The sequence below is a fragment of the Halomonas sp. H5 genome (genome assembly GCF_050613175.1).
Classification (GTDB): Bacteria; Pseudomonadota; Gammaproteobacteria; order Pseudomonadales; family Halomonadaceae; genus Bisbaumannia; species Bisbaumannia salifodinae.
The window spans coordinates 2,679,703-2,704,865 of the sequence record NZ_CP192510.1; the positions used below are offsets into that span (position 1 = coordinate 2,679,703).

At 69.2% G+C, this 25,163-nt stretch carries 19 protein-coding genes and 1 tRNA gene; 8 read left to right on the forward strand and 12 right to left on the reverse strand.

Annotated features, from left to right (window positions below):
* Positions 1-2 precede the first annotated feature (2 nt).
* The 5 genes from lpxK to ACQ1W9_RS12470 all read right to left on the reverse strand — a co-directional run bounded on the left by lpxK (position 3) and on the right by ACQ1W9_RS12470 (position 6,460).
* Positions 3-1,034 carry a tetraacyldisaccharide 4'-kinase gene (lpxK, locus tag ACQ1W9_RS12450; protein WP_431023658.1) on the reverse strand — a complete coding sequence of 344 codons (1,032 nt, stop codon included), beginning with the start codon at positions 1,032-1,034 and terminating at the stop codon, positions 3-5.
* 265 nt (positions 1,035-1,299) lie between these two features.
* On the reverse strand, positions 1,300-3,045 hold the full coding sequence (gene msbA / locus ACQ1W9_RS12455; protein ID WP_431023659.1) for a lipid A export permease/ATP-binding protein MsbA: 1,746 nt from the start codon (positions 3,043-3,045) through the stop codon (positions 1,300-1,302).
* Between the two features lie 10 nt (positions 3,046-3,055).
* Positions 3,056-3,469 (reverse strand): ExbD/TolR family protein, encoded by a 414-nt coding sequence (locus ACQ1W9_RS12460; protein ID WP_431023660.1) that lies wholly within the window; start codon positions 3,467-3,469, stop codon positions 3,056-3,058.
* Positions 3,466-4,140 (reverse strand): MotA/TolQ/ExbB proton channel family protein, encoded by a 675-nt coding sequence (locus tag ACQ1W9_RS12465; protein ID WP_431023661.1) that lies wholly within the window; start codon positions 4,138-4,140, stop codon positions 3,466-3,468. The genes ACQ1W9_RS12460 and ACQ1W9_RS12465 overlap by 4 nt, the downstream gene beginning before the upstream one ends.
* Before the next feature lie 28 nt (positions 4,141-4,168).
* Positions 4,169-6,460, reverse strand: coding sequence for a DNA internalization-related competence protein ComEC/Rec2 (locus ACQ1W9_RS12470; RefSeq protein WP_431023662.1), 2,292 nt, complete (start codon positions 6,458-6,460; stop codon positions 4,169-4,171).
* A gap of 106 nt (positions 6,461-6,566) precedes the next feature.
* Between ACQ1W9_RS12470 and ACQ1W9_RS12475 the strand changes: the two genes are divergently transcribed.
* The gene (locus ACQ1W9_RS12475; RefSeq protein WP_431023663.1) at positions 6,567-7,124 is read left to right on the forward strand and encodes a DUF2062 domain-containing protein; all 558 of its coding nucleotides are present in this window, start codon (positions 6,567-6,569) and stop codon (positions 7,122-7,124) included.
* A gap of 51 nt (positions 7,125-7,175) precedes the next feature.
* On the opposite strand, the gene ACQ1W9_RS12480 is transcribed toward ACQ1W9_RS12475, so the two are convergent.
* Together ACQ1W9_RS12480 and ACQ1W9_RS12485 are read right to left on the reverse strand one after the other, a co-directional pair.
* Positions 7,176-7,886 (reverse strand): ABC transporter ATP-binding protein, encoded by a 711-nt coding sequence (locus ACQ1W9_RS12480; RefSeq protein ID WP_431023664.1) that lies wholly within the window; start codon positions 7,884-7,886, stop codon positions 7,176-7,178.
* A 101-nt stretch (positions 7,887-7,987) separates the two neighbouring features.
* Positions 7,988-9,229, reverse strand: a complete 1,242-nt coding sequence (locus ACQ1W9_RS12485; RefSeq protein ID WP_431023665.1) for a lipoprotein-releasing ABC transporter permease subunit — start codon at positions 9,227-9,229, stop codon at positions 7,988-7,990.
* 163 nt (positions 9,230-9,392) lie between these two features.
* Here ACQ1W9_RS12485 and ACQ1W9_RS12490 point away from each other — a divergent pair, with 163 nt between their 5' ends.
* Positions 9,393-10,427 (forward strand): agmatine deiminase family protein, encoded by a 1,035-nt coding sequence (locus tag ACQ1W9_RS12490; protein WP_431023666.1) that lies wholly within the window; start codon positions 9,393-9,395, stop codon positions 10,425-10,427.
* Between the two features lie 24 nt (positions 10,428-10,451).
* On the forward strand, positions 10,452-11,351 hold the full coding sequence (locus ACQ1W9_RS12495; protein WP_431023667.1) for a carbon-nitrogen hydrolase: 900 nt from the start codon (positions 10,452-10,454) through the stop codon (positions 11,349-11,351).
* A gap of 521 nt (positions 11,352-11,872) precedes the next feature.
* Here the strand turns inward: ACQ1W9_RS12495 and ACQ1W9_RS12500 are convergent.
* The 4 genes from ACQ1W9_RS12500 to ACQ1W9_RS12515 form a co-directional block, all read right to left on the reverse strand.
* A complete protein-coding gene (locus ACQ1W9_RS12500) occupies positions 11,873-12,820 on the reverse strand; it encodes a Nudix family hydrolase (protein ID WP_346063189.1) in 948 nt (315 codons plus the stop codon).
* Positions 12,821-12,856: 36 nt separating this feature from the next.
* Positions 12,857-14,086: a bifunctional glutamate N-acetyltransferase/amino-acid acetyltransferase ArgJ gene (gene argJ, locus ACQ1W9_RS12505; RefSeq protein WP_431023668.1), complete on the reverse strand. Its 1,230-nt coding sequence runs from the start codon at positions 14,084-14,086 to the stop codon at positions 12,857-12,859.
* A 33-nt stretch (positions 14,087-14,119) separates the two neighbouring features.
* Entirely contained in the window at positions 14,120-16,861 is a 2,742-nt protein-coding gene (gene secA / locus ACQ1W9_RS12510) for a preprotein translocase subunit SecA (RefSeq protein ID WP_431023669.1), read from the reverse strand.
* A gap of 63 nt (positions 16,862-16,924) precedes the next feature.
* Positions 16,925-17,263 carry a hypothetical protein gene (locus ACQ1W9_RS12515; protein WP_346063177.1) on the reverse strand — a complete coding sequence of 113 codons (339 nt, stop codon included), beginning with the start codon at positions 17,261-17,263 and terminating at the stop codon, positions 16,925-16,927.
* Positions 17,264-17,326: 63 nt separating this feature from the next.
* On the opposite strand from ACQ1W9_RS12515, the gene ACQ1W9_RS12520 reads away from it, so the two are divergent.
* Positions 17,327-17,803: a DUF721 domain-containing protein gene (locus tag ACQ1W9_RS12520; RefSeq protein ID WP_431023670.1), complete on the forward strand. Its 477-nt coding sequence runs from the start codon at positions 17,327-17,329 to the stop codon at positions 17,801-17,803.
* 218 nt (positions 17,804-18,021) lie between these two features.
* Here the strand turns inward: ACQ1W9_RS12520 and ACQ1W9_RS12525 are convergent.
* Positions 18,022-18,098: transfer RNA gene (locus tag ACQ1W9_RS12525), tRNA-Met, on the reverse strand.
* Positions 18,099-18,277: 179 nt separating this feature from the next.
* Here ACQ1W9_RS12525 and betI point away from each other — a divergent pair.
* The 4 genes from betI (at position 18,278) to ACQ1W9_RS12545 (ending at position 25,111) form a co-directional block, all read left to right on the forward strand.
* Positions 18,278-18,877 (forward strand): transcriptional regulator BetI, encoded by a 600-nt coding sequence (gene betI, locus ACQ1W9_RS12530; RefSeq protein ID WP_431023671.1) that lies wholly within the window; start codon positions 18,278-18,280, stop codon positions 18,875-18,877.
* Between the two features lie 57 nt (positions 18,878-18,934).
* Positions 18,935-20,404: a betaine-aldehyde dehydrogenase gene (betB, locus tag ACQ1W9_RS12535; protein ID WP_431023672.1), complete on the forward strand. Its 1,470-nt coding sequence runs from the start codon at positions 18,935-18,937 to the stop codon at positions 20,402-20,404.
* Positions 20,405-20,611: 207 nt separating this feature from the next.
* Positions 20,612-22,315: a choline dehydrogenase gene (gene betA, locus ACQ1W9_RS12540; protein ID WP_431023673.1), complete on the forward strand. Its 1,704-nt coding sequence runs from the start codon at positions 20,612-20,614 to the stop codon at positions 22,313-22,315.
* Between the two features lie 345 nt (positions 22,316-22,660).
* Entirely contained in the window at positions 22,661-25,111 is a 2,451-nt protein-coding gene (locus tag ACQ1W9_RS12545) for an acyl-CoA dehydrogenase (RefSeq protein WP_431023674.1), read from the forward strand.
* Positions 25,112-25,163 lie beyond the last annotated feature (52 nt).

The window sequence follows — 25,163 nt, forward strand, 5'->3', positions numbered from 1 at the left end:
CGTTATCTCTCCCGTGTCGGGACTGGGTTCAGGGTATCGAGCCGCCCGTCGAGCCACTCGATGAAAGTCGTGTCGGGCCGCGCCTTGACCTCCAGGGCCCAGCAGGCCGGGGAGGCGAAATCGCGGCACTTGACCGCATCCTTGGCGGTCATCACCACCGGGCGATCGTCGCCGAAGTCGAGATCGGCGGCGGCGAAGCGGTGGTGATCGGCGAAGGGGTGCGGCGTTACCGCCAGGCCCAGGCGCGCCAGGGTGGCGAAGAAGCGCCGCGGGTTGCCGATCCCCGCCACTCCGTGCACCGGCCCGGTGAAGGGCGGCGGCGTCAGGGCCAGGGCCTCGTCGTCGGCGACCCGGCGCCAGGCACTGGGTTCGAGGGCCATCCGATAGGCCCCCGCGGGGGGCGCGAAGGCCGGCTCGCCGTTGATGATCACCGCATCCACACTTTCCAGGCGTGCCAGGGGCTCGCGCAGGGGCCCGGCGGGCAGGCAGCGAGCGTTGCCGAAGCCGCGGGCGCCATCCACCACCACCAGCTCCAGGTCGCGCCCCAGGGCCAGGTGCTGGAGGCCATCGTCGCTGATCAGGATATCGCAGCCCGCCTCCAGCAGCCGTCGGGCGCCCCGGGGACGCTGCGGATCCACCACCAGGGGCACCCCGGTCTGGGCCGCCAGCATCCGCGGCTCGTCGCCACAGGCCGCCACCGGGGTCTCGGCGGTGACCCACAGCGGGTAGGCGTCGCTGCGCCCGCCATAGCCCCGGGAGAGGATACCCGGCGCATGGCCGCGGGCCTGGAGGTGCTCGGCCAGCCAGGCCACCAGGGGCGACTTGCCGGTGCCCCCCAGGGTCAGGTTACCCACCACGATCACCGGCACCGGGGCCCGCCAGACCGGCTTCCTGCCCTGGGCGTAGGCCGATGCCCGGCGCCTCACCGCCCAGCGGTAGAGCGCCTCCAGGGGACGCAGCAGCGCCAGCCAGGGCGCGCCGCGATAGGCCGCCGCCAGCCAGCGTTCGCCGAGTCCACCACGCGCACCGCTCATGCCGGGCGACCTCCTGGCATGGCAGTCCAGGTCAGGCGGCGGCGCGCCACCGCTTGCCAAAGATTGCCGAGTTCGAGGCTCATGCCGGGAGAGCCTCCTGGAATGGCAAGCCAGATCAGAGGGCCGCGTCGCGGCGCCGCCAACCAGCTACCGAAACACCTGCCTATGCCGCTCATGCCGGGGGAGCCTCCTGGAACTGCAAGCCAGATCAGAGGGCCGCGTCGCGGCGCCGCCAACCAGCTACCGAAACACCTGCCTATGCCGCTCATGCCGGGGGAGCCTCCTGGAACTGCAAGCGGTGCAGGGCCGCGTAGGCGCCGTCCCGGGCCAGCAGCTCGGCGTGGCGTCCCGCCTCGATGATCTCGCCCTGCTCCATCACCAGGATGCGATCGGCGCGCTCGATGGTCGAGAGGCGGTGGGCGATCACGAAGGTGGTGCGCCCCTGGCAGAGGGTCTCCAGGGCACGCTGGATATAGCGCTCCGACTCGCTGTCCAGGGCCGAGGTGGCCTCGTCGAGGATCAGGATGGGGGCATCCTTGTAGATGGCCCGGGCGATGGCCAGGCGCTGGCGCTGGCCGCCGGAGAGCATCACGCCGTTGTCGCCCACCACGGTGGCATAGCCCTCGGGCAGGCGCTCGATAAATTCATGGGCATAGGCGGCGCGGGCCGCCGCCTCCACCGCCGCCGGATCCGGGCGCTCGTCACCATAGGCGATGTTCTCGGTGATGCTGGCATTGAACAGGGTCACCTGCTGCGAGACCAGGGCGATCTGGCGACGCAGTGGCTGCAGGCGGTAGTCGTCCAGGGGTGTGCCGTCGACCCGGATGCGTCCGGCGGTCGGCGCGTAGAAGCGCGGCAGCAGGTTGACCAGAGTGGTCTTGCCGCTGCCGGAGCGGCCGACGACGGCGATCATCTCGCCAGGTTCGACCTCCAGATCGATGCCCTTGAGCACCTCGGGCAGGTCCTCGCCATAGGCGAAGCGTACCCCCTCGAAGGTCAGGCGTCCCTGCAGCCGGGGCACCTCATGGGTCCCCTCGTCGGGCTCCGGCGCCTCCTCGAGCAGGCCGAAGAGCTCGGCGGAGGCGGCGATGCCCTTCTGGATCTCGCTGTTGATCTCGGTGAGCTGACGCACCGGCTTGGCCATCAGCGAGGCGGCGGTGATAAAGGCCACGAACTCGCCGGCGGTCATCTCCGCCATCAGCGCCGGCGACATGGCCAGCCAGACCAGGCCGGCCAGGGCCAGGGCCACCAGCAGCTGGATCACCGGGGTGCTGACCGCCTTGGTCAACGCCTCCTTCATGCTCTGCTGGCGGTTATAGTCGCTGGCGGCGGCGAAGCGGCGCCGCTCGTAGCCCTCGGCGCCATGGGTGCGCACCACCCGGTAGCCGGAGAGCGCCTCGGAGGCCACATGGGTGACGTCGCCCATGGAGTGCTGGATGCGCCCGGAGAGGCGCCGGAAACGCTTGCTGGCATAGCTCACCACGCCGGCGATCAGCGGCGTCACGCCGAGGAACACCAGGGTCAGTAGCCAGTTGGTCCACAGCAGGTAACCGAGCAGGCCGAGGACGAAGAGGCCCTCCCGCAACAGGATGGTGATGGCGTTACTGGCCGCCCCGGTGACCTGCTCCACATGGTAGGTGACCCGGGAGATCAGATGGCCGCTGGAGTGGGCATCGAAGAAGCGCCCGGGCAGGCGCAGCATATGGTTGAACACATTGCAGCGCAGCGCATGCACCACGTTGCGGGCCACGTCGCTCATAAAGTAGGTGCCCAGGAAGGTCCCCACCCCGCGGGCGCCGAACATGCCCACCACGAACAGCGGCAGGAAGAGGCGAAAGGCGGCATCCGGACTCTGAATGCCGTCGATCAGCCGCTTCATCATCTCCGCCAGGGCGGTGCTGGAGGCGGCATAGATCAGATAGCCCAGCACCGCCAGGAGGAAGGATTTCCAGTGGGGCCTGACATAGCCCAGCAGACGCTTGTAGAGGTTCCAGCCCGATTGCTGTGTCACGGTGACTCCGTTACGGCGTGGTGGCTCCACCCTCGCGGGTGGCGATACGAATGCGTTGGATGCCCAGGCTTCCGGCCAGGTCCAGGGCGGTGACCACGGCGGCGTGGGTGGCGCGCCCATCCGCCTCGAGGATCAGGCCGTGTTCCCGAGCCGCCTCGGCCCGCTCGGCCAGGGCGGCGCTCAGGCGCGCCCCCGCCAGGGTCTCGCCGTCCAGACGGTACGCCCCTTCGGCGGTGATCACCAGGGTCACCGGCGACGCCTCCAGGGGCGCGGCCTCGCGGCTCTGGGGCAGGATCAGCTCCAGGGCCTGGCGGGTCTCGAAGGTGGTGGAGACCATAAAGAAGATCAACAGCAGGAAGACCACGTCGATCAACGGGGTCAGGTTGACCTCCACCGCATCGCGCCGCCGCCGGGGAAATCTCACGCCCGGGACTCCCCACCGGCCGCGCCAGGCGCCGCCCCGGAGCGATGATCGCTCAGGCGGACCTCGCCCTGGTGATGGGCCAGGTACTCCACCAGCAGCCCCGCCTGTTCCTCCATGCGTACCGTGATGTCCTCCACCCGGCGCTGGAAATAGCGATGGAACATCAGCGCCGGAATCGCCACCGTCAGGCCGGCCGCGGTGGTCACCAGGGCCCGGGAGATACCCCCGGCCAGGTCGGCGGTACGCTCCACCCCATCGACGGTGACGATCACCGAGAAGACCTCGATCATCCCCACCACGGTGCCCAGCAGGCCGATCAGCGGGGTGATGGCGGCGATGGTGCCCAGGGGACTGAGGAAGCGCTCCATATCGTGGATCACCGCGGTGGCCGCCTCCTGGAGGCGCGCCCGGACCTGCTCGTGGCCCAGGCGCGCATTACGTAACCCCGCCGCCAGGATGCCACCCAGGGGCGAGTGCCCCTCCAGCCAGTAGAGGTTGACCTGGCCCTGGTTGATCAGGGTGCAGACCTCCTGCCCCAGGCCCAGGGGCGCGATGCGTCCGGCACGCAGGGTCCAGAGGCGTTCGATGATGATCACCATGGCCACCAGAGAGCAGCCGAGCAGCGGAATCATCAACCAGCCCCCGGCGATCAGGGCATCGAGCAGTTCCATCGAGGGCGTCTCCCGTCCGTGCCAATCGTCACCGGCCAAGACCGATCCATGGCGGCGATTCTACCCCATGGCAACGGCCACCGACACCGGCCCAGGGTATCCGGCGCCGGGGCGTGATCCTCACCTCCGCCCCCAGGCGCAGGGTCAGGGCGCCATCCAGGGCGGTATTCCACTGGCAGCTGCCATGGCGGGCGAAACGCCGCACCACTTCCTCACTGGGATGGCCGAAGGGGTTGTCGCGGCCGGCACTATGGATCACCTGGCGGGGCCGCAGGCGCGCAACGAACGACGGCCCGGAACTTCCTCGGCTACCGTGGTGCCCCGCCACCAGCACGTCCAGGGGCGCCGACACCTCGAGCAGGAAATGACGCTCCACCTCGCGACCCACGTCGCCGGTGATCAACACCTGTCGGTCTCCCGCGGTGACCAGCAGTACGCAGGAGCGATCATTGCTGGAACGCCCCGGCTGGGGCCCGGGCGGCGGCCAGAGCAGGCGAAAGTCGACGCCATCCCAGCGCCAGGCCTGGCCGTCATGACAAGGGGTAAAGGGCACGCCGACCGCCTCCCCCCGGGGCGCCAGCCAGTCCCCCACCTCATGCTCGGCCAGCGCCGGCACCCCGCCGGCATGATCCAGGTCGTCATGGCTGATGATCACCCGATCGAAGCGCCGCCCCGGTGGCCAGAGCCCGGCCAGGGGAACATAACCGCTGCCATAGCGGGGCCCGGCATCATAGAGCAGTCGATGATTGGCGGTGGCGATCTCCACCAGTTGGCCCTGGCCCACGTCCCAGACCCGCAGCGTCGCCTCGCCGGAGGCCGGTGAAGGCGGGGTTAGCCACAGCGGCAGGCTTAGCAGCCAGCCAGTGACCAGGGCCCGCCAGCCTATCGCCATGCCGGGCAGCGCCCAGGCCAGGGCCAGGAGTCCCAGCCCCAGGGCCAAAGGGAGCAGCTGCCAGGTCTCGGGATACCAGGGGGGAAACCAGCGCAGGCTCGCCTCCAACAGGGCCTCGAAGGTGCTGACCAGGTGGGCGAACAGCCACCAGCAGAGCCGTGACAGGGGCGGCACCCAGGCCAGCAGCCACCCCAGCAGCCCCAGGGGCACCAGCACCAGGCTGACCAGAGGCACCGCCAGCAGATTGACCAGGGGCGCCGCCGTGGCCAGACGGGCGAAGGCGAGCAAGACGGCCGCGGCCATCCAGGGCGCCAGCAGCCACTGGGAGCGAATCAGGGCCCATAGCCAGCCGGCTAGCCCCCGGGGGCGGGGCCGCCCTTGCCAGACCAGGATCAGCAGCGCCACGGCCAGGAAGGAGAGCCACAGGCCGGGGCGCCACAGCGACGGCGGGTCGAGCAGCACCACGATGGCCAGCGCCAGCCACCAGCCCTGCCAGGGACCCGGCGCATGACGCCCGCTGGCTACCCAGAGTCCCATCAGGGCCATCACCAGGGCGCGCAGCGCCGGCGGCGCCAATCCCGCCAGGACGGCATAGGCGCTGGCGGCCAGCGCCGCCAGCCACCAGGGCCAGACCGACAGACGCCAGGCCCGTGGCGTCACCAGGCGCGCGACGCCACGCCCCAGCAGCAGCGTAAAGCCGGCCACCAGCCCCACATGCAGCCCCGAGATCACCACCAGGTGGGTAGTCCCCGTGGCATTGAGGCGCTCCCAGTCGTCCCGGGTCAGGGCCTCGCCGGCCCCCAGGGTCAGGGCCGCCAGCCAGCGCCGCGCGGTATCGGGCAGCTCGCGCTCGTCGAGATGGGCCAGGGCCAGGCGGCGCAGGGAGAAGCCCGCCGGTTCCAGGCGCTGGGCCGGCGGCTCGGCACGCACATAGCCGGTGCCGCCGATGCCCTCCCGCCATAGCCAGGCGCGATAGTCGAAACCGCTGGGGTTGGCCAGCCCCCCGGGAGGGCGCAGGCGCACCGCCAGACGCCAAGACTCCCCCGCCGCCATCTCGGGGGGATCGAAATGGCTCAGGCGCAGCTGGCGCAGGTGTCGACAGGGCAGGCGCAGCCCCTCCAGAGGCTCGCAGGCCGTCACCCTCAGGCGCAGCCGCGCCAGTGCCCCCTGGTCACGCACCTCTGTGAGTCGCCCCTCGACGATCAGGGTCTGGCGGGAGAGTCCCTCGGGCAGCTCGGCCCGCTGCATCAGCAGCACCTGGCCGGCGGTCACGGCCACCACCAGCAACAGGGCCAGCGCCCGGAGGTGGCGACGCGCCCACAGGGCCAGCAGGATGACGCCCTCGAACAACCCCGTCGGCGCCCAATACCCGAGCAGGGTACCGGCGATAGCCGACAGCGCCAGGGGCCAAGCCCATCCGATCCGCATTCCCTTGCTCCCATCGCCGTTGGCCGACCGCGCTCGGCGGCCATGGCGAGCCCGCATGCTTGTATGGATAATAGCCGGATCGCCGTCAGCCCACTTCGAGGCCTCGATGCCGCGCCGCCTGCTACAGCGCTACATGCCCCATCCGGAGACGCTCAAGCGCAACCGCTCGCTGCGTTTCATGAGTCATTGGATCGGCAACCCCTCCCTGTGGGTACTGTCGCGGCGCGGCGTCGCCAACGCCTTTATGGTGGGGCTGTTCAGCGCCCTGCTGCCGATTCCCTTCCAGATGGTGGTGGCCGCCTTCGGCGCCTGGCTGCTGCGCTGTAACCTGCCGCTGTCGGTGGGCCTGGTATGGATCACCAACCCCCTGACCATCCCGCTGATCTTCTACGGCAATTATCGGCTCGGCGCCTGGTTGCTCAGCACCCCGGCCCGGGAGGCCCCGGAGGCGCTCTCCACCCGCTGGGTGGCGGAACAGATGCTGGATATCCTGCCGATCCTGGCCCTGGGTTCGCTGGTGGCGGCGGTGGTGGTGGGGCTCGGCGCCAACCTGGTGGTACGGCTGCTGTGGCGCTGGCATGTGGTACGCAGCTGGAAGCAGCGCCGTCACCGGCGCCGCCAGCGGCGGGCGGCACGCCGCCGCGGCGACGAGCACGCCCCCTGAACGACAACGGCGCCCCGAGGGCGCCGTTGTCGTTCAGGGGGCGAGGATCGACTACTCCGGCTGAAGCCGGCCCTCATTCAGGCGCAGCACCCGGTCCTGATGGGCGGCCAGGGCGGGATCATGGGTCACCACCACGAAGGCGCAGGCAGCGCTGGCGGCCAGCTCGTCCATCAGCGCCAGGATGCTGGCGGCGGTGTGCTGGTCCAGGTTACCGGTGGGCTCGTCCATCAGCACCAGGCTGGGGTCGGTGATCAGCGCCCGGGCGATGGCCACCCGCTGACGCTCGCCACCGGAGAGTTCGCCGGGCTTGTGCTCGCCGCGCTCCGCCATGCCCACCCGCTCGAGAATCCGCGCCGCCTTGGCCACCGCCTCGCGGCGCTTCTGGCCGCGGATGATCAGCGGCAGGGCGGCATTCTCCAGGGCGGTCAGTTCCGCCAGCAGATGGTGAAACTGGTAGACGAAGCCGATATGGCGGTTGCGAAAGCGCCCCAGGGCCGCCTCGCCGAGTTCCGCCAGGCACTGCCCCGCCACCTTGACGCTGCCGCCGCTGGGGCGATCGAGCCCGCCCAGCAGGTTGAGCAGGGTGGTCTTGCCGGAGCCGGAGCTGCCCACCACCGCCACCCGCTCGCCGGCGCGCACGCCGAGGTCGAGCTCGTGCAGCACGGTCAGGTCCTGGGGCCCCTCCCGATAGGTCTTGGTCAGCCCCTCGCAGCTCAGCATCACCGGCGCCTCGCTTAGAATACCCTGGGCGGGTTGTTGCATGGTGGCTCCTTGACTATTCATAGCGCAGCACCTCGACGGGTTGTCTCTGGATAGCGCCGCCATTGGCGGGCCATGCGGAGATCGTCACTTCCGATGCGACCTTACTCATAGCGCAGCACCTCGGCGGGTTGAACCCGTGATGCTCTCCAGGCGGGATAGAGGGTCGACAGGAAGGTCAGCACCAGGGCCGCGGCGACGATATTGATCACATCGCTCCAGATCAGCCGCGACGGCAGGTAGCTGATGAAATAGACCCCGGAGTCGAGGAACTGGATACCGAACAGCGCCTCGAACCAGCCGATGATATCGGCGATGCCCAGGGCCAGCAGCACCCCGGCCACCACCCCGATCAGGATACCGATCAGGCCGATGGCCAGCCCCTGGACGATAAAGATCCCCATGATCGAGCGGGGCGTGGCGCCGATGGTGCGCAGGATGGCGATATCCGCATGCTTGTCGGTGACCACCATCACCAGGGTCGAGACGATATTGAAGGCGGCCACGGCGATGATCACCGTCAGCAACAGGCCGATCATGCGCTTCTCCATCTGGATCGCCTGGAAGAGGTTGCCGTGGGAATAGGTCCAGTCGAGGCCGCGATAGCCACCGCCCAGCTCGTCGATAATCGCCCGGGTCTCGTCGCCGGCCACGAACAGGTCGTCGAGCTCCAGGCGCAGCCCCTCCACGGCCTCGCCCAGGCGCGCCAGGGTCTGCATGTCCTCGATATTGGCATAGGCCAGGCTGGCATCCAGGTCGGCCCCCACGCTGAAGATGCCGCTCACCGTGAAGCGCTTGAGGCGCGGGAAGACCCCCGCCGGGGTGATCGAGGCCTCGGGCACCAGCAGGGTCACCCGGTCGCCCACCCCGACGCCCAGCTGGCGCGCCAGCAGCGAGCCGAGCACGATATTCCACTCGCCGGGCCGCAGCTCATCCAGGCTACCCTCGCGCATATGCTCATCGATAATGGAGACGCGGCCCTCCCACTCGGGGTGGATGCCATTGACCATGGCGCCCTGGTTGCGCCCCCCCACCGAGAACATGCCCTGCTGTTCCACATAGGGGGCGGCGCCGATCACCCGCTCGCGCTGGGTGAGGCGTTCGGCCAGGGCCTGCCACTCCACCAGGCCGTTGCGGGCCTCGATCTTGGTATGGGGCACCATGCCCAGGATGCGGGTGCGCAGCTCCTGGTCGAAGCCGTTCATCACCGACAGCACCAGGATCAACACCGCCACCCCCAGGGTGAGGCCCAGCATCGAGGTCAGGGAGATAAAGGAGATAAAGTGGTTGCGCCGTTTGGCGCGGACATAACGCAATCCCAGCAGGAAAGGCAGACGGTCGAGCATCGCAATCGATTCCTTGTCAGCGGGCGCCCATGGTACGGTTTTTCGTTACGGGCTGCACGGGGTGTCCACCGGCGCCAGGCGGCTATTCTGGGCTTGCATCGCGGGCGACGCCACCCTAAATTGCGCCCTTTCCCGCCCCGGCGACACAGGAAGAGAAGACCCCATGGCCAAGCGCTTGTTCCCCGAGTGGCATCCCCAGGATGCCATCCAGCTCACCTGGCCGAGCCCGACCAGCGACTGGGCCCCCCAGTTGAGCCTGATCGAGGCCACCCTGGAGGCCATGGTGGTGGCCGTCGCCCGCTACCAGCGGGTGCTGATCGCCGTGCCCAGCGAGGCCGACCGTGCGCGCCTGGCCGAGCGCTTCGCCCACCGCGGCGTGGCCGCCGAGCGGCTGACCCTGGTCGTCGCCCCCGCCGACGACACCTGGGCCCGGGACCATGGCCCCATCGGCATCGAACGCGACGGCCGGGTGGAGCTGCTCGACTACGTCTTCACCGGCTGGGGCGGCAAGTTCGAGGCCGGCCTCGACAACACCCTGAGCCGGCGCCTGGCCGAAGCGGGCGTCTTCGCCGCGCCCCTGGCATCCCGGGAGCTGATCCTCGAGGGCGGCGGCATCGAGAGCGACGGCGAGGGCACCCTGCTGACCACCGAGGCCTGCCTGCTCAACCCCAACCGCAATGCCGGCCTGGATCGCGCCGCCATCGAGGCGCACCTGGCCGAGGACTTCGGTGTCCAACGGGTGTTGTGGCTGCGTCACGGCCACCTGGAGGGGGACGACACCGACAGCCATATCGACACCCTGGCGCGCTTCTGCGACCCCCGGACCATCGCCTATGTGCGCTGCGACGACCAGAGCGACCCCCACTATCCGGCGCTCTCGGCCATGGAGGCGGAGCTGAAGGCCCTCAAGCGCGCCGACGGCCGGCCCTACCGGCTGATCCCCCTGCCCTGGCCGGCGCCCTGCTTCGACCCGGAGGACGGACACCGCCTGCCGGCCACCTATGCCAACTTCCTGATCATCAATGGCGCCGTGCTGGTGCCCACCTATGGCGACGCGGCGGACGGCCGGGCCCTGTCGGCCCTTGCCGAGGCCTTCCCGGACCGCGATATCCTGCCCATCGACTGTTCGGTGGTGATTCGCCAACATGGCAGCCTGCACTGCCTGACCATGCAGCTGCCCCGGGGCAGCCTGGCCTGACGGCCCGAACGACGGAGAGAGACGATGACCAAGACCCTGAAGGTGGGCCTGGTACAACAGGCCGCCTGGCCCGACAAGGCGAAGAGCCTGGCCGAGAGCGAGGCCCGGGTGCGCGAGCTGGCCGCCCAGGGCGCCCAACTGGTGCTGCTCCAGGAGCTCCACGCCACCCACTACTTCTGCCAGTACGAGGACCCCGACCTCTTCGACCTGGCCGAGCCCCTGGACGGCCCCACCGGCAGCCGCCTGGCGGCGCTCGCCGCGGAGCTGGATATCGTCCTGGTGGGCTCGCTGTTCGAGCGCCGCGCCGCCGGCCTCTACCACAACACCGCCGTGGTCTATGACCGCGCCCAGGGGGCGGTGGGCCACTACCGCAAGATGCATATCCCCGACGACCCGGCCTTCTACGAGAAGTTCTACTTCACCCCCGGCGATGCCGACGGTCCCGGCCAGGGCTTCGCCCCCATCGAGACCTCCCTGGGGCGCCTCGGGGTGCTGGTGTGCTGGGATCAATGGTACCCGGAGGCGGCGCGACTGATGGCCCTGGCCGGCGCCGAGCTGCTGCTCTACCCCACCGCCATCGGCTGGCATCCGCCGGACGAAGACGCCGAGAAGGTGCGTCAGAAGGACGCCTGGACCCTGATCCAGCGCGCCCATGGCGTGGCCAACGGCCTGCCGGTGGTGGTCGCCAACCGGGTCGGCCACGAGCCCGACCACTCCGAGGTCGGCCCGGGCATCGACTTCTGGGGTGGCAGCTTCGTCTGCGGCCCCCAGGGCGAACTGCTGGCCCATGCCGGCGAGGAGGCCCAGACCCTGCTGGTGGAGGTGGATATGGCCCGCGGCGAGGAGACCCGGCGCATCTGGCCGTACCTCCGCGATCGCCGTATCGACGCCTATGGCGAGCTAACGCGCAGATACCGGGACTAACGAAGGCCGATACGCCGCGCATCTGGCCGCTGATACCTGACCGCGATCGCCGTATCGACGCCTATGGCGAGCTAACGCGTAGATACCGGGACTAACGCAGGCCGATACGCCGCGCATCTGGCCGCTGGTACCTGACCGCGACCGCCGTATCGATGCCTATGGCGAGCTAACCCGGCGCTATCGCGACTAAGGCGCTGCGCGCAAGCCTGTACAGGCGGGGCCATCGAGGTGGGTTGGCGAGCGGTTTCGCCGGGGCGCCACAGCCTGACGAGCCGGGCAGCGGCGATCGACAGGGATGTCGATCGAGAATCGGCAAGAGGGACCTTGATCCGATTCGACGCGTCGCCCGGCTCAAAAGGCTGTGGGGTTTCGTCCCGGTGCTAGCGAGCCCGGCCCACCCCAATGATCAAGCCCCACACCCCTTGTAGCCTTCGGAACCAAACCGCCCCCATGGCCAGGCCATGGGGGCGGTTTGGTTCTTCAAGCTTCAAGCCGATGGCTTCAAGCTCCGGTGAAACCGGTCACTTCCAGAAATCGCGGATCGAGGCGATGCCCTGGGCGCCCACGGCGCGGGCATGGTCGGCGTCGAAACGGGTCATGCCACCGAGGGCGAAGACCGGCATGGCGGCGGTCTCCACCAGTTGCTGGAAGTCGTGCCAGCCCAGTGGCGCCACCTCCGGATGAGACGGCGTGGTGCGCAGCGGCGACAGGGTCACGAAATCACAGCCGATACGACCGGCCTGATCCAGCTGCGCCTTGTCGTGAGTGGAGGCGGAGAGCCACTTGCCCTCGGCGATGGGGCGGCGTTCCAGCTGCATCAACCGCTCGCTGGTCAGGTGGATGCCATCGGCATCCACCGCCTCGAGCAGTTCCGGCTCGCCATTGAGCAGCAGCTGGGCGCCATGCTCGCGGCATAGCGCCAGGGCCCGCTCGGCGCGGGCCAGGTAGGCCTCGCGATCCAGCGACTTGGCACGCAACTGCACCAGGCGCACGCCATCCTCGGTCAGCGCCCGCTGCAGCCTGCCGAGGAAGACCTCGTCGTCGGCCTCCTCGTCGCTGATCAGGTACTCGGTGGGCAACATCACCGCCCGCAGGATCGGCAGGTTGGCCGCCGGGAAGGGGTAGTTATAGAGCTCCTCCATGGGCACCCAGCGCACCGCCTGCCCCTCGCGACCGAAGGGCTCGCCGGCGAAGTCATGGACCTGCCACACATCCAGCAGGATATGCTTGTCCGGGTACTCGTGGTGCACGCGAATCAGCGGCTGGGCGCGGCGAATCTCCACCCCCAGCTCCTCGTGCAGCTCGCGCTTGAGGGCTTCGAAACCGGTCTCGTAGGGCGCCAGCTTGCCACCCGGAAACTCCCAGAGCCCACCCTGATCCACGGTGGAGGGGCGCCGGGCGATCAGCACCTGCCGGGTATCGCGGCTGACGATGGCGGCGGCCGCCACATGAACCCTTCTCTTGACCATTGCGTTCATTACCTTTCCATCATGCTGGACGCCGACTCAGGAACGATAGTCGGCGTTGATCGTGACATAGTCGTGGGACAGGTCGGAGGTCCACACCGTGGCCGCCTCCTCGCCGCGCCCCAGGCGAATGCGAATAGTGATCTCTTCCTCGGCCATCACCGCGCTGCCGGCCGCCTCGGTGTAGCCGGCGGCGCGACCGCCCTGCTCCACCAGGCGTACCTCGCCCAGGTCGATGACCACCTTGTCGACGTCGAAGTCGGCCACCGGCGCCCGGCCCACGGCGGCGAGGATGCGCCCCCAGTTGGCGTCCGAGGCGTAGAGGGCGGTCTTGACCAACGGCGAATGGGCCACGGTAAAGGCCACGTCCAGGGCCTCCCGGCGGCTGGCGGCTTCCTCGACCCGCAGGGTGACGAACTTGGTGGCCCCCTCGCCGTCGCGGATGATCGCCTGAGCCAGCTCGACCAGCACCGCCAGCAGCGCCTCGCGGAAGGCCGCCAGCGCCGCCGTATCGGCGGCCTCGAGGGTCGCGCCGCGGCCGGTGGCGACCAGCATGCAGGCATCATTGGTGGAGGTGTCGCTGTCCACGGTGATGCAGTTGAAGGAGTCGGCCACGGTCTCCCTCAGCAGTTCCTGCAGCAGCGGCGTGGCGATGGCCGCGTCGGTGGCCACGAAGCCCAGCATGGTGGCCATATTGGGCTGGATCATGCCGGACCCCTTGCTGATGCCGGCGAGGGTCACCGTCTGGCCGTGGATCTCCACCTCCCGGGTCGCCCCCTTGGGACGGGTGTCGGTCGTCAGGATGCCCTCGGCGGCGGCCTCCCAGGCCGCCGGGTCGAGGCTCTCGAGCGCCGATGGCAGGGCCCCCAGCAGGCGCGCCATGGGCAGCGGCTCGCCGATGACCCCGGTGGAGAAGGGCAGCACCGCCTCGGGGGCGACCCCGGCCAGGCGCGCCAGCTCACTGCAGCTGGCCTCGGCATCCGCCAGGCCCTGGGCGCCGGTGCCGGCATTGGCGTTGCCGGTATTGACCAGCAGATAGCGGGGGGCGGCGTCGGCCCGATGGCAGGCCGCCAGATGGCGCTTGGCCACCTGCACCGGCGCCGCGCAGAAGGCGTTGCGGGTAAAGGTACCGGCCACGGTGGCACCCTCGGGAATCTCGATCACCACCAGGTCGCGGCGGTTCGGCTTCTTGATGCCGGCCATGGCGCTGCCCAGGCGCAGCCCCTCGATCACCGGCATGGCCGGAAACACCGCTTCACCCACTGCCATCGTTGCTCTCTCCTCTCGTCGGGTTGGCGGCGCTCAGTTGAGCTTGCCGCAGCACTGCTTGAACTTCTTGCCGGAGCCGCAGGGGCAGGGATCGTTGCGCCCCACCTTGGGCCCCTCGCGGCGCACCGGGCGCCCATCGGCGCCGGGCGAGGCCGCGGCGGCCGGTGCGCCTTCGCTGGCCGCGGCACTCGGCTCGTCATGGCGACTGGCGGCGGCGGCCTTCTCGCGCTCCAGGGCCTCGCGGCGCTGGCGCTCCAGTTCGTCGACCTCCTCCTGGCGGCGCACCTGCACATGGCTGAGGATGCGGGTCACGTCGCCCTTGATATTGGCCAGCAGGTTCTGGAACAGCTCGAAGGCCTCGCGCTTGTACTCCTGCTTGGGGTTCTTCTGGGCATAGCCGCGCAGGTGGATGCCCCGACGCAGGTGGTCCATGGACTGCAGATGCTCCTTCCAGCGGGTGTCGAGCACCTGCAGCATGATCTGCTTCTCGAAGCGCCGCATCAGGGCCTCGCCCACGGTCTCCACCTTGGCCTCGTAGGCCTGGCGGTGCATCTCCTGCAGGCGCTCGCGCAGCTGCTCCTCGTGGAAGCGCTGATCCTCCTCGGCCCACTGCACCACCGGCGCATCGAGGTTGAACTCGGTCTTGAGGTGCTCCTGGAGCCCGGCCAGGTCCCACTGCTCCGGCAGGCTCTGGGGCGGCACGAACTGGCTGATCGCCTCGTCGAGCATCTCGGCGCGGATGCCGGTGACGTTCTCGGAAACGTCCTCGGCGGCGAGGATCTCGTCGCGCTGCTCGTAGATCACCCGACGCTGGTCGTTGGCCACGTCGTCGTACTCGAGCAGCTGCTTACGGATATCGAAGTTGCGGCTCTCGACCTTCTTCTGGGCCCGCTCCACGGCGTTGGAGACCATCTTGTGCTCGATGGCCTCGCCCTTCTCCAGGCCCAGGGCCTGCATCAGGCGCTGCACCCGATCGGAGCCGAACAGCCGCATCAGGCTGTCTTCCAGCGACAGGAAGAAACGGGTCGAGCCCGGATCCCCCTGGCGCCCGGCCCGGCCGCGCAACTGGTTGTCGATACGCCGCGACTCGTGGCGCTCGGAACCGACCACATGCAGGCCGCCGGCGGCCAGCACCGCCTCGTGGCGCTGCTGCCATTCGGCCTTGAGCGCCGCGACCTGGGCCTCGCTGGGGTTCTCCAGCTTGGCCGCCTCAGCCTCCCAGTTACCGCCGAGCATGATGTCGGTGCCGCGGCCGGCCATGTTGGTGGCGATGGTGATGGCGCCGGGACGCCCGGCCTGGGCGATGATCTCCGCCTCGCTCTGGTGCTGCTTGGCGTTGAGCACATTGAAGTCGAGGCCGGCCTGCTTCATCAGCCGCGCCAGGTACTCGGAGGCCTCGATGGAGGCGGTACCCACCAGCACCGGGCGCCCCGCCTCGGTCTCGGCCTGGACGTCCTTGATGATCGCCTCGAACTTCTCCTCGGTGGTCAGATAGACCAGATCGTTGAGGTCCTGACGGGCCAGCGGCTTGTTGGTGGGAATCACCACCACGTCCAGGCCGTAGATCTGGCGGAACTCGAAGGCCTCGGTATCGGCGGTACCGGTCATGCCGGCCAGCTTGTCATAGAGACGGAAGTAGTTCTGGAAGGTGGTGGAGGCGAGCGTCTGGCTCTCGCGCTGGATGGCCACGCCCTCCTTGGCCTCCACCGCCTGGTGCAGGCCCTCGGACCAACGCCGTCCCGGCATGGTGCGGCCGGTGTGCTCGTCGACGATCACCACCTGACCATCGCTGACGATATAGTCCACGTCGCGGTGGTAGAGGTGGCGGGCGCGCAGCGCCGAATGCATATGCTGCAGCAGGTTGAGGTTCTGGGCGGCGTAGAGGGAGTCGTCCTCGCCCAGCAGGCCCTCGGCCCGCATCAGCTCCTCCACCTTGTTGTGGCCGTCCTCGGTGATCTCCACCTGCTTCTGCTTCTCGTCCAGGGTGAAGTCGCCGTCCACCGGCGCTTCCGGGTCTTCCGACGCCTCGCCCTTGACCAGTTGCGTCGCCAGGCGATCCACCACCTTGTAGAGGTCGGTGTTCTCGTCCACGGGACCGGAGATGATCAGCGGCGTGCGCGCCTCATCGATCAGGATGGAGTCCACCTCGTCGACGATGGCGAAATGCAGGCCCCGCTGCACCTTCTCCTCCTGGGAGAAGGCCATGTTGTCGCGCAGGTAGTCGAAGCCGAACTCGTTGTTGGTGCCGTAGGTGATATCGCCGGCGTAGGCGGCACGCTTCTCCTCCTGGGTCTGGCCGGCATAGACGGTGCCGACACTCAGCCCCAGGAACTCGTAGAGGGGGCGCATCCAGTCGGCGTCGCGGCGCGCCAGGTAGTCGTTGACGGTGACCACGTGCACGCCCTCGCCGGGCAGCGCATTGAGGTAGACCGCCAGGGTGGCCACCAGGGTCTTGCCCTCGCCGGTCTTCATCTCGGCGATGCGCCCCTGGTGGAGCACCATGCCGCCGATCATCTGCACGTCGAAGTGACGCATGCCCATGACACGCTTGCCGGCCTCGCGCACCGTGGCGAAGGCCTCCGGCAGCAGGGCGTCGAGGCTCTCGCCGTCTTCCAGGCGCGCGCGCAGGGCGGGGGTCTGGGCCTGGAGTTCCTCGTCGGAGAGCCCTTCGAGGCGCGCCTCGAGGGCATTGATCTGCGCCACATCCTTTTGCAGGCGCTTGATGACGCGGTCGTTCCTGGAGCCGACCACCTTACGAAGCAGGGTATTGAGCATTGCGATGATGTCCTGTGTCTGCCGAAGCAGAGAATCATGATTGGCGCCGGGGCGCCGCGTCCTTCAGGCGATGGCGCCAACGGGCGGGCCACGCCGGGACAGGACATCGAGGGCGGCGATCCAGCGCCGCAGGGGAGACGGTCGGCGAGGCCAGGCACGGCGACACAGGCACCCGCGGCGCCGCGGCGGCTGCCAGCGCAGTCGACGGGCCTGGCGGCGGCTCTCGGCGCGAATCGCCGCCGGCGCCAGCCAGCAGACCTGCACCACCCGCACCACCAGGCGCCCGCCATCGGAGGCCACCAGCCCCACCGGCAGCAGGCAGCCCACCAGCAGGCCGGCCAGCCACCAGCGGGAACGCCGGCGCGGGGCACGGAAAGCGGCAGAGGCGGTGGGCTGGGTCATGCTGTCGACGGACTCCCGGACATGCTAGATTGGCGGCAAGCCACGGTCGCCGCGAGAAAGCCCATGAGTATAAAGGTTAAGCGTTTCCGCGCCCAGCCCGTCACCCGCCTGCTGGGCGGTCGCGGCGAGCTGGGCGGCTTGATGCGCATGGCCTCGCTGCTGGAGCAGGCCCAGACCACCCTGCGCGAGGCGCTACCGGAGGAGATGCGCGAGCACCTCTACGTCGGCGGCTACCGGGACGGTCGACTCACCCTGATCACCGACCGCGCCGCCTGGCTGACTCGGCTGCGCTACGAGCAGCCCCGGCTGCTGGCGCTGTTGCGCGGCCTGCCGGAGTTCGCCGCCCTGCAGCGCCTCAATCTCAAGGTGCGCCCGGTGCGCCCCCCCAAGCCGGTGCCCCGCCAGGAGCGCCACCTGCCCGCCCAGGCCGCCGCCGAACTCGCCAGCTGTGCCAGCGAGATCGACGACCCCCGATTGCGCGGCGCCCTGGAACGCCTGGCGGCCCATGGCGCGACGACGCCCGACGACGCCGGCGACTGACCCGCTTCCGGGCTTCGTGCCAGACCGGCCGTGCCAGACCGGCCGTGCCAGACCGGCCGTGCCAGACCGGCCGTGCCAGACCGGCCGTGCCAGACCGGCCGTGCCAGACTGGCCGTGCCATACTGCAGTAGGCGCTCGATCACAGGCCCGTTGCGCGCGGCGCCCTCAAACGCAACGATGCCCAGCCGGCAAGCCGACTGGGCATCGAAAGAATTCGCTGGTGGCTACGCCCTGATTCGAACAGGGGACCCCATCATTATGAGTGATGTGCTCTAACCAGCTGAGCTACGTAGCCACGGGGGTCGCGACGCTTGGCGTCGGCAACGGGGGCGCATTATGCCCAGCCCGGCTGTCGCTGGCAAGTCCTCCGTGCGTCGTTTTTGTTGATTGAACGTTCAATAAAAATATCCCATACTAGGTTTATCGCCATCGATCACCCGGACGGTTCGCCGTCCCAGCACGAGGAGATGCCCGATGCCCAAGGTCGGAATGGAACCCATTCGCCGCCGCCAGTTGATTCAGGCCACCATGGAGGCCATCGACGAGGCCGGCCTGGCCGACGCCACGGTGATCCGCATCGCCCGCCGCGCCGGCGTCTCCGCCGGTATCATCAGCCACTACTTCGGCGGCAAGGATGGCCTGCTCGAGGCCACCATGCGCCAGATCCTCCATGACCTGGGCGAGGCCGTGGCGACCCGCCGTGCCGCCCTGGGCCGGGCGGAGCCGCGCGCCCATCTCGAGGCGATCATCGACGGCAACTTCGATCGCAGCCAGGTCAGCGGCCCGGTGGCCAAGACCTGGCTGGCGTTCTGGGCCAGCAGCATGCACCAGCCGACGCTGCAGCGCCTGCAATCGGTCAACGACCGGCGCCTCTACTCCAACCTGTGCCACCAGTTCCGCCGCTGCCTGCCCCGGGACGAGGCGCGCCGCGCCGCCCAGGGCCTGGCCGCCATGATCGACGGCCTCTGGCTGCGTGGCGCCCTGGCCCCCGAGGGGCTGGACGTGGCGCAGGCCCGCCGCCTGGCCTACGACTACCTTGATCAACAGCTGGCCCGCGAGCCCGCCCTCGCCTGACGGCCGCTGCCTCGAGGCATCCCGAACATTCGCACTACCCTTTCTCAGGAGGTCCCCATGACCGCGCTTCCGACTCAGCAGCTCTATATCGACGGCCAGGCCGTCGACGCCACCTCCGGCGAGACCTTCGCCGCCATCAATCCTTATGATGGCAGCGAGCTGGCCCGGGTGCAGCAGGCCTCGGCCGAAGACGTGGATCGCGCCGTGGCCGCCGCCCAGGCCGGCCAGCAGGCGTGGGCCGCCATGACCGGCATGGAGCGTGGACGCATCCTGCAGCGCGCCGTGGCCCTGCTCCGGGAACGCAACGATGAACTGGCGGCGCTGGAGACCCTCAACACCGGCAAGCCGATCAGCGAGACCGCCGCGGTGGATATCGTCACCGGCGCCGACGTCCTCGAATACTACGCGGGCCTGGCCCCGGCCATCGAGGGCGCGCAGATTCCCCTGCGCGACACCTCCTTCGTCTATACCCGCCGCGAGCCGCTGGGCGTGATCGGCGCCATCGGCGCCTGGAACTATCCCATCCAGATCGCCTGCTGGAAGGCCGCCCCGGCGCTGGCCGCCGGCAATGCCGTGGTCTTCAAGCCCAGCGAGGTGACCCCGCTGACCGCCATCAAGCTGGCCGAGATCTTCACCGAGGCGGGCCTGCCGAACGGCGTCTTCAACGTCATCCAGGGCGACGGCCGGGTGGGCGCCCTGCTCACCGAGCACACCGGCATCGCCAAGGTCTCCTTCACCGGCGAGGTGGGCACCGGCAAGAAGGTGATGGCCGCCGCCGGAGGCTCCACCCTCAAGGACGTGACCATGGAGCTGGGCGGCAAGTCGCCGCTGATCGTCTTCCATGACGCCGACCTGGACCGCGCCGCCGACGCCGCCATGATGGCCAACTTCTACTCCAGCGGGCAGGTCTGCACCAACGGCACCCGGGTCTTCGTCGACCGCCGCGTCAAGGACGCCTTCGAGGCCAAGGTGGCCGAGCGGGTGGCGCGCATCAAGGCCGGCGACCCCCGCGACCCGGAAGTCAACTTCGGCCCCCTGGTGAGCTTCGAGCACCAGCAGAAGGTGCTTTCCTATATCGCCCAGGGCAAGGAAGAAGGCGCCCGCCTGCTGGCCGGCGGCGAGGCCTGGGACAGCGGCGACTTCGCACGGGGCGCCTGGGCGGCCCCCACGGTGTTCACCGACTGCCACGACGAGATGCGCATCGTCCGCGAGGAGATCTTCGGCCCGGTGATGGCGATCCTCGCCTTCGATGACGAGGACGAAGTGATCCGCCGCGCCAACGACACCCAGTACGGCCTGGCCGCCGGCGTCTTCACCGAGAGCCTGAATCGCGCCCATGGCGCCATTCATCGCCTGGAGGCCGGCATCTGCTGGATCAACACCTGGGGCGAGTCCCCCGCCGAGATGCCGGTGGGCGGCTACAAGCAGTCCGGGGTGGGCCGCGAGAACGGCATCGAGACCCTCGCCCACTACACCCAGACCAAGTCGGTGCAAGTGGAGATGGGCGCCTTCGAGTCGGTCTTCTAAGACCCCGCCCAGAGCCTTGGGCCGCCACGGCCACCAAGATGAGCGGCGCCGTGGACGGGGTGTAGAGGGGGTTCGATGCCAGGGATGGCATCGGTAGCGTCCAGGGAAGGATTCACAGCGCCCCTCCTAGCCCCGTCCACGGATCAGCCGCGGGCTACTCTGCACCAGCCCAAAGCCCACCCTCTTTTTCAGCCTTGGGAGATCCCCATGTCCCAGATCCGCGAATTCGATTACGTCATTATCGGCGCCGGCTCCGCCGGTAATGTGCTTGCCACCCGCCTCACCGAGGACCCCGAGGTCCAGGTGCTGCTGCTGGAGGCCGGCGGCCCCGACTACCGCTTCGACTTCCGCACCCAGATGCCGGCGGCACTGGCCTACCCGCTGCAGGGCAAGCGCTACAACTGGGCCTTCGAGACCGACCCGGAGCCGCATATGGACGGCCGGCGCATGGAGTGCGGCCGCGGCAAGGGCCTGGGCGGCTCCTCGCTGATCAACGGCATGTGCTATATCCGCGGCAACGCCCTGGACTACGACTACTGGGCCAAGCGCCCGGGCCTCGAGGACTGGACCTACGCCGACTGCCTGCCCTACTTCCGCAAGGCGGAGACCCGCGATATCGGCCCCAACGACTATCACGGCGGCGACGGCCCGGTCAGCGTGACCACCCCCAAGGAAGGCAACAACCCCCTCTACCACGCCTTTATCGAGGCCGGGGTCCAGGCCGGCTACCCGGCCACCGAGGACGTCAACGGCTACCAGCAGGAGGGCTTCGGCCCCATGGACCGCTTCGTCACCCCCCAGGGACGCCGCGCCTCCACCGCCCGGGGCTACCTGGACACCGCCAAGCAGCGCCCCAACCTGACCATCGAGACCCGGGCCACCACCGATATCATCGAGTTCGAGGGCAAGCGCGCCGTGGGCGTGCGCTATGAGCGCAAGGGCCAGACGCAGCGGGTACGGGTGCGCCGCGAGGTGCTGCTGTGCGGCGGCGCCATCGCCTCGCCGCAGATCCTGCAGCGCTCCGGCGTGGGCCCCCAGGCGCTCCTCGACGAGCTCGGCATCACCCCGGTGCTGGTCAACGACAACGTCGGTGCCCACCTCCAGGATCACCTGGAGATGTATATCCAGTACGAGTGCACCCAGCCGATCTCCCTCTATCCGGCGCTGAAGTGGTACAACCAGCCGAAGATCGGCGCCGAATGGCTGTTCCTCGGCACCGGCATCGGCGCCAGCAACCAGTTCGAGGCGGCGGGCTTTATCCGTACCGACGACGCCGAGGAGTGGCCCAACCTGCAGTACCACTTCCTGCCCATCGCCATCAGCTACAACGGCAAGAGCGCCGTCCAGGCCCACGGCTTCCAGGCCCATGTGGGCTCCATGCGCTCCGAGAGCCGCGGCCGGGTGCGCCTCACCTCCCGGGATCCCAAGGCGGCGCCGAGCATCCTCTTCAACTACATGTCCACCGACAAGGACTGGCAGGAGTTCCGCGACGCCATTCGCCTGACCCGCGAGATCATCGCCCAGCCGGCCATGGATCCCTACCGCGGCCGGGAGATCTCCCCCGGCCCGGACGTCCAGACCGACGCCGAGCTGGACGCCTTCGTCCGCGAGCATGCCGAGACCGCCTACCACCCCTGCGGCAGCTGCCGCATGGGCGAGGGGGACGACGCCGTGGTCAACGGCGCCGGCCAGGTCCATGGCCTGGAGGGGCTGCGGGTGGTGGACGCCTCGCTGTTCCCGGTGATCCCCACCGGCAACCTCAACGCCCCGACGATCATGCTGGCGGAGAAGATCGCCGACAAGATCCGCGGCCGCGACCCGCTGCCCAAGAGCGACGCCCCCTACTACGTGGCCAAGGGCGCCCCGGCCCAGCAGGAACCGCAGCGCCGACTCGATGAAGCCCATCGCTGAGACTAGTCTCCTCAGCCCTTCGACCCCGCCCATGCCGGCGGGGTTTTTTTATGGTTTATCGCAGATCAGCGTGAAGCCACGACCTGGGAAAGCTCCAGCTTGCTATTGTGGGAGTTTGGCTCTGCCGAACGATTGGGCGACGCAGTCGCCCTTGGGTGCTGGCCAGGATCGCCCTGCGGGCGATATCGCGCGGAATCCGCGCTCCCACAAGGGTATTCACGCCAGAGTGCGATGAAGCTTTTATGGCTCGCGCCCCCTGGCGGCCCGGCGGGAAATCGACTAGGCTTGAGAAATTCAAACAACTGTTCGAAAGCCTTGCCATCCGAACCACAGAGGGAGGTCGCGATGACCCAATTGATCCTGATCCTGCTCGCCGCGGCAGGCCTGGTCGCGGTGATGCGCCGCGAGGCCGGCGCCCTGCCCGCCCTGGCGGTGCTCGCCGTGGTGGGCATCGTCGCCCTGGCCCTGGGTAGCCCGGTGCTGGGGACCCTGCTGTTGATCGGCGCCGCCGGGGTGGCGCTGGCGGGCCTGCCGGCGCTGCGCCGCCGCTGGCTCAGTCCGCGGCTGTTCGCCCTGTTCAAGAAGGTTTCACCCAGGGTCTCCGAGACCGAACGCACCGCCCTGGAGGCGGGCACCGTGGCCTGGGATGGCGAGCTGTTCTCCGGCAAGCCCGACTGGTCGGCGCTGCTGGCGAACCGCTATGAGGACATCAGCGCCGAGGAGCAGGCCTTCCTCGACCAGCAGTGCAGCGTGGCCGCCAGTATGACCAACGCCTGGGAGATCACCCGCGAGCGCGCCGACCTACCCCCGGAGCTGTGGGACTACCTGAAGAAAGAGCGCTTCTTCGGCATGATCATTCCCGAGGAGTATGGCGGCCTGGGCTTCTCCGCCAAGGCCCAGTCCCTGGTGCTGCAGAAGCTCTCGATCAACGAGACCCTGATGGTCACCGTGGGCGTGCCCAACTCCCTGGGCCCGGGCGAGCTCTTGCTCAAGTACGGCACCCAGCAGCAGAAGGACCACTACCTGCCGCGGCTCGCCGACGGTCGCGAGATCCCCTGCTTCGGCCTCACCGGCCCGCGGGCCGGCTCGGATGCCACCGCCTTGCCCGACACCGGCATCGTCTGCAAGCAGCTGGTGGACGGCAAGGAAGTGCTGGGCCTGCGCCTCAACTTCGAGAAGCGCTGGATCACCCTGGCGCCCATCGCCACCGTGGTGGGCCTGGCCTTCCGCATGTTCGACCCGGAGCGCCTGCTCGGCGGCGAGGAGGACCTGGGCATCACCTGCGCGCTGATCCCCCGGGACACCGCCGGCATGGAGATCGGCCGCCGCCACCACCCCATCGGCAGCCCCTTTATGAACGGGCCGATCAAGGGCAAGGACGTCTTCGTGCCCCTGGACACCATTATCGGCGGCCCGGAGATGGCCGGACAGGGCTGGCGCATGCTGGTGGAGTGCCTCTCGGTGGGGCGTTGCATCACCCTGCCCTCCGGCGCCACCGGCACCTCCCGCTACGCCCTGGGCTGGAGCGGCGGCTTCGCCCGGGTGCGTCGCCAGTTCAATGTCCCCGTGGCCGAGATGGAGGGCGTCCAGGAGCCCCTGGCACGCATGACCGCCCTCGCCTATATCGCCCAGGCGGCGGTGCTGCAGACCGCCAACACCATCGATGCCGGCGAGAAGCCGGCGGTGCCCTCGGCGATCCTCAAGAGCCAGCTCACCGAGTTCCAACGCCAGGTCCTCGGCGATGCCATGGATATCCATGGCGGCAAGGCGGTGACCCTCGGGCCGCGCAACTACCTGGGGATCGGCTATAGCGCCAACCCGGTGGCGATCACCGTGGAAGGCGCCAATATCATGACCCGCAACCTGATGATCTTCGGCCAGGGGGCGATCCGCTGCCATCCCTATGTGCTGGAGGAGCTGGCCGCCAAGGACGCCGACGACCTGAACGCCTTCGACACCGCCTTCTTCGGCCATGCCGGCCTGATCTTCGGCAACGCCGCCCGCGCCTTCACCCAGGCCTTCGGCCTCGGCAAGCCGGCGGTGCCCTTCGACGCCGAGGCCAGGCGCTACGCCCAGGAGGTGGCGCGCCTGTCCGCCGGCTTCAGCCTGTGTGCCGACGCCGCCATGGCCAGCCTCGGCGCCAGCCTCAAGCAGCGCGAGATGCTCTCGGCGCGCCTCGGCGACGTGCTCTCCAACCTCTACCTCGCCTCCATGGTGCTCAAGTCCTGGCAGGAGGGCGACCAGGTGGAGGGCGAGGCCGCCCTGCTCCACTACAGCTGTCAGTACCTGCTGAACCGCGCCGAACAGGCCTTCGATGAGCTCTTCGACAACCTGCCCAGCCGCGCCCTGGGGCGCGGCCTGCGGCTGATCGTGATGCCCCGGGGCAAGCGCTTCAAGCGTCCCCACGACGACCTGGCCCGCACCATCGCCCAGGCGATCTCCCGGGACAGCGCCCTGCGCCACAAGATGCTGACACATACCTGGGACGCGCAAGGCGACGGGCAGCGGGACAACCCCCTGGCCCGCTACAACGCCCTGCTGGCCGAGTACGACCGCGCCGAACCGCTCTATCGCAAGCTCAACAAGGCCTACGCCAAGGGCGAGCTGCCGGCCACCGCCCTGCATCCGGAGCAGCGCATCGCCGCCGCCCGGGAGACCGGCCTGATCGACGAGGAGGAGGCGACCTTCATGGTCCGCTTCGAGGCCGAGGTGCTGGAGATGCTGACGGTGGATGACTTCCCCTTCGAGGCCTTCGCCCAGCAGCAGGACAAGGTGATCTGGCACAACGCCGCCTGATCCTCCCCGAGGTACCCCTTCGCCCCGGCCATCGGCCGGGGCGTTTTTTTGG

Bases quoted from the DNA above. Each gene is read 5' to 3' on its own strand.
- ACQ1W9_RS12545 (WP_431023674.1), top strand. From the start codon at position 22,661: ATGACCCAATTGATCCTGATCCTGCTCGCCGCGGCAGGCCTGGTCGCG.
- ACQ1W9_RS12490 (WP_431023666.1), top strand. From the start codon at position 9,393: ATGGCCAAGCGCTTGTTCCCCGAGTGGCATCCCCAGGATGCCATCCAG.
- ACQ1W9_RS12495 (WP_431023667.1), top strand. From the start codon at position 10,452: ATGACCAAGACCCTGAAGGTGGGCCTGGTACAACAGGCCGCCTGGCCC.
- lpxK (WP_431023658.1), bottom strand. From the start codon at position 1,034: ATGAGCGGTGCGCGTGGTGGACTCGGCGAACGCTGGCTGGCGGCGGCC.
- ACQ1W9_RS12470 (WP_431023662.1), bottom strand. From the start codon at position 6,460: ATGCGGATCGGATGGGCTTGGCCCCTGGCGCTGTCGGCTATCGCCGGT.
- argJ (WP_431023668.1), bottom strand. From the start codon at position 14,086: ATGGCAGTGGGTGAAGCGGTGTTTCCGGCCATGCCGGTGATCGAGGGG.
- ACQ1W9_RS12475 (WP_431023663.1), top strand. From the start codon at position 6,567: ATGCCGCGCCGCCTGCTACAGCGCTACATGCCCCATCCGGAGACGCTC.
- ACQ1W9_RS12480 (WP_431023664.1), bottom strand. From the start codon at position 7,886: ATGCAACAACCCGCCCAGGGTATTCTAAGCGAGGCGCCGGTGATGCTG.
- betB (WP_431023672.1), top strand. From the start codon at position 18,935: ATGACCGCGCTTCCGACTCAGCAGCTCTATATCGACGGCCAGGCCGTC.
- secA (WP_431023669.1), bottom strand. From the start codon at position 16,861: ATGCTCAATACCCTGCTTCGTAAGGTGGTCGGCTCCAGGAACGACCGC.
- ACQ1W9_RS12515 (WP_346063177.1), bottom strand. From the start codon at position 17,263: ATGACCCAGCCCACCGCCTCTGCCGCTTTCCGTGCCCCGCGCCGGCGT.
- ACQ1W9_RS12465 (WP_431023661.1), bottom strand. From the start codon at position 4,140: ATGGAACTGCTCGATGCCCTGATCGCCGGGGGCTGGTTGATGATTCCG.
- ACQ1W9_RS12485 (WP_431023665.1), bottom strand. From the start codon at position 9,229: ATGCTCGACCGTCTGCCTTTCCTGCTGGGATTGCGTTATGTCCGCGCC.
- ACQ1W9_RS12500 (WP_346063189.1), bottom strand. From the start codon at position 12,820: ATGGTCAAGAGAAGGGTTCATGTGGCGGCCGCCGCCATCGTCAGCCGC.
- betI (WP_431023671.1), top strand. From the start codon at position 18,278: ATGCCCAAGGTCGGAATGGAACCCATTCGCCGCCGCCAGTTGATTCAG.
- ACQ1W9_RS12520 (WP_431023670.1), top strand. From the start codon at position 17,327: ATGAGTATAAAGGTTAAGCGTTTCCGCGCCCAGCCCGTCACCCGCCTG.
- betA (WP_431023673.1), top strand. From the start codon at position 20,612: ATGTCCCAGATCCGCGAATTCGATTACGTCATTATCGGCGCCGGCTCC.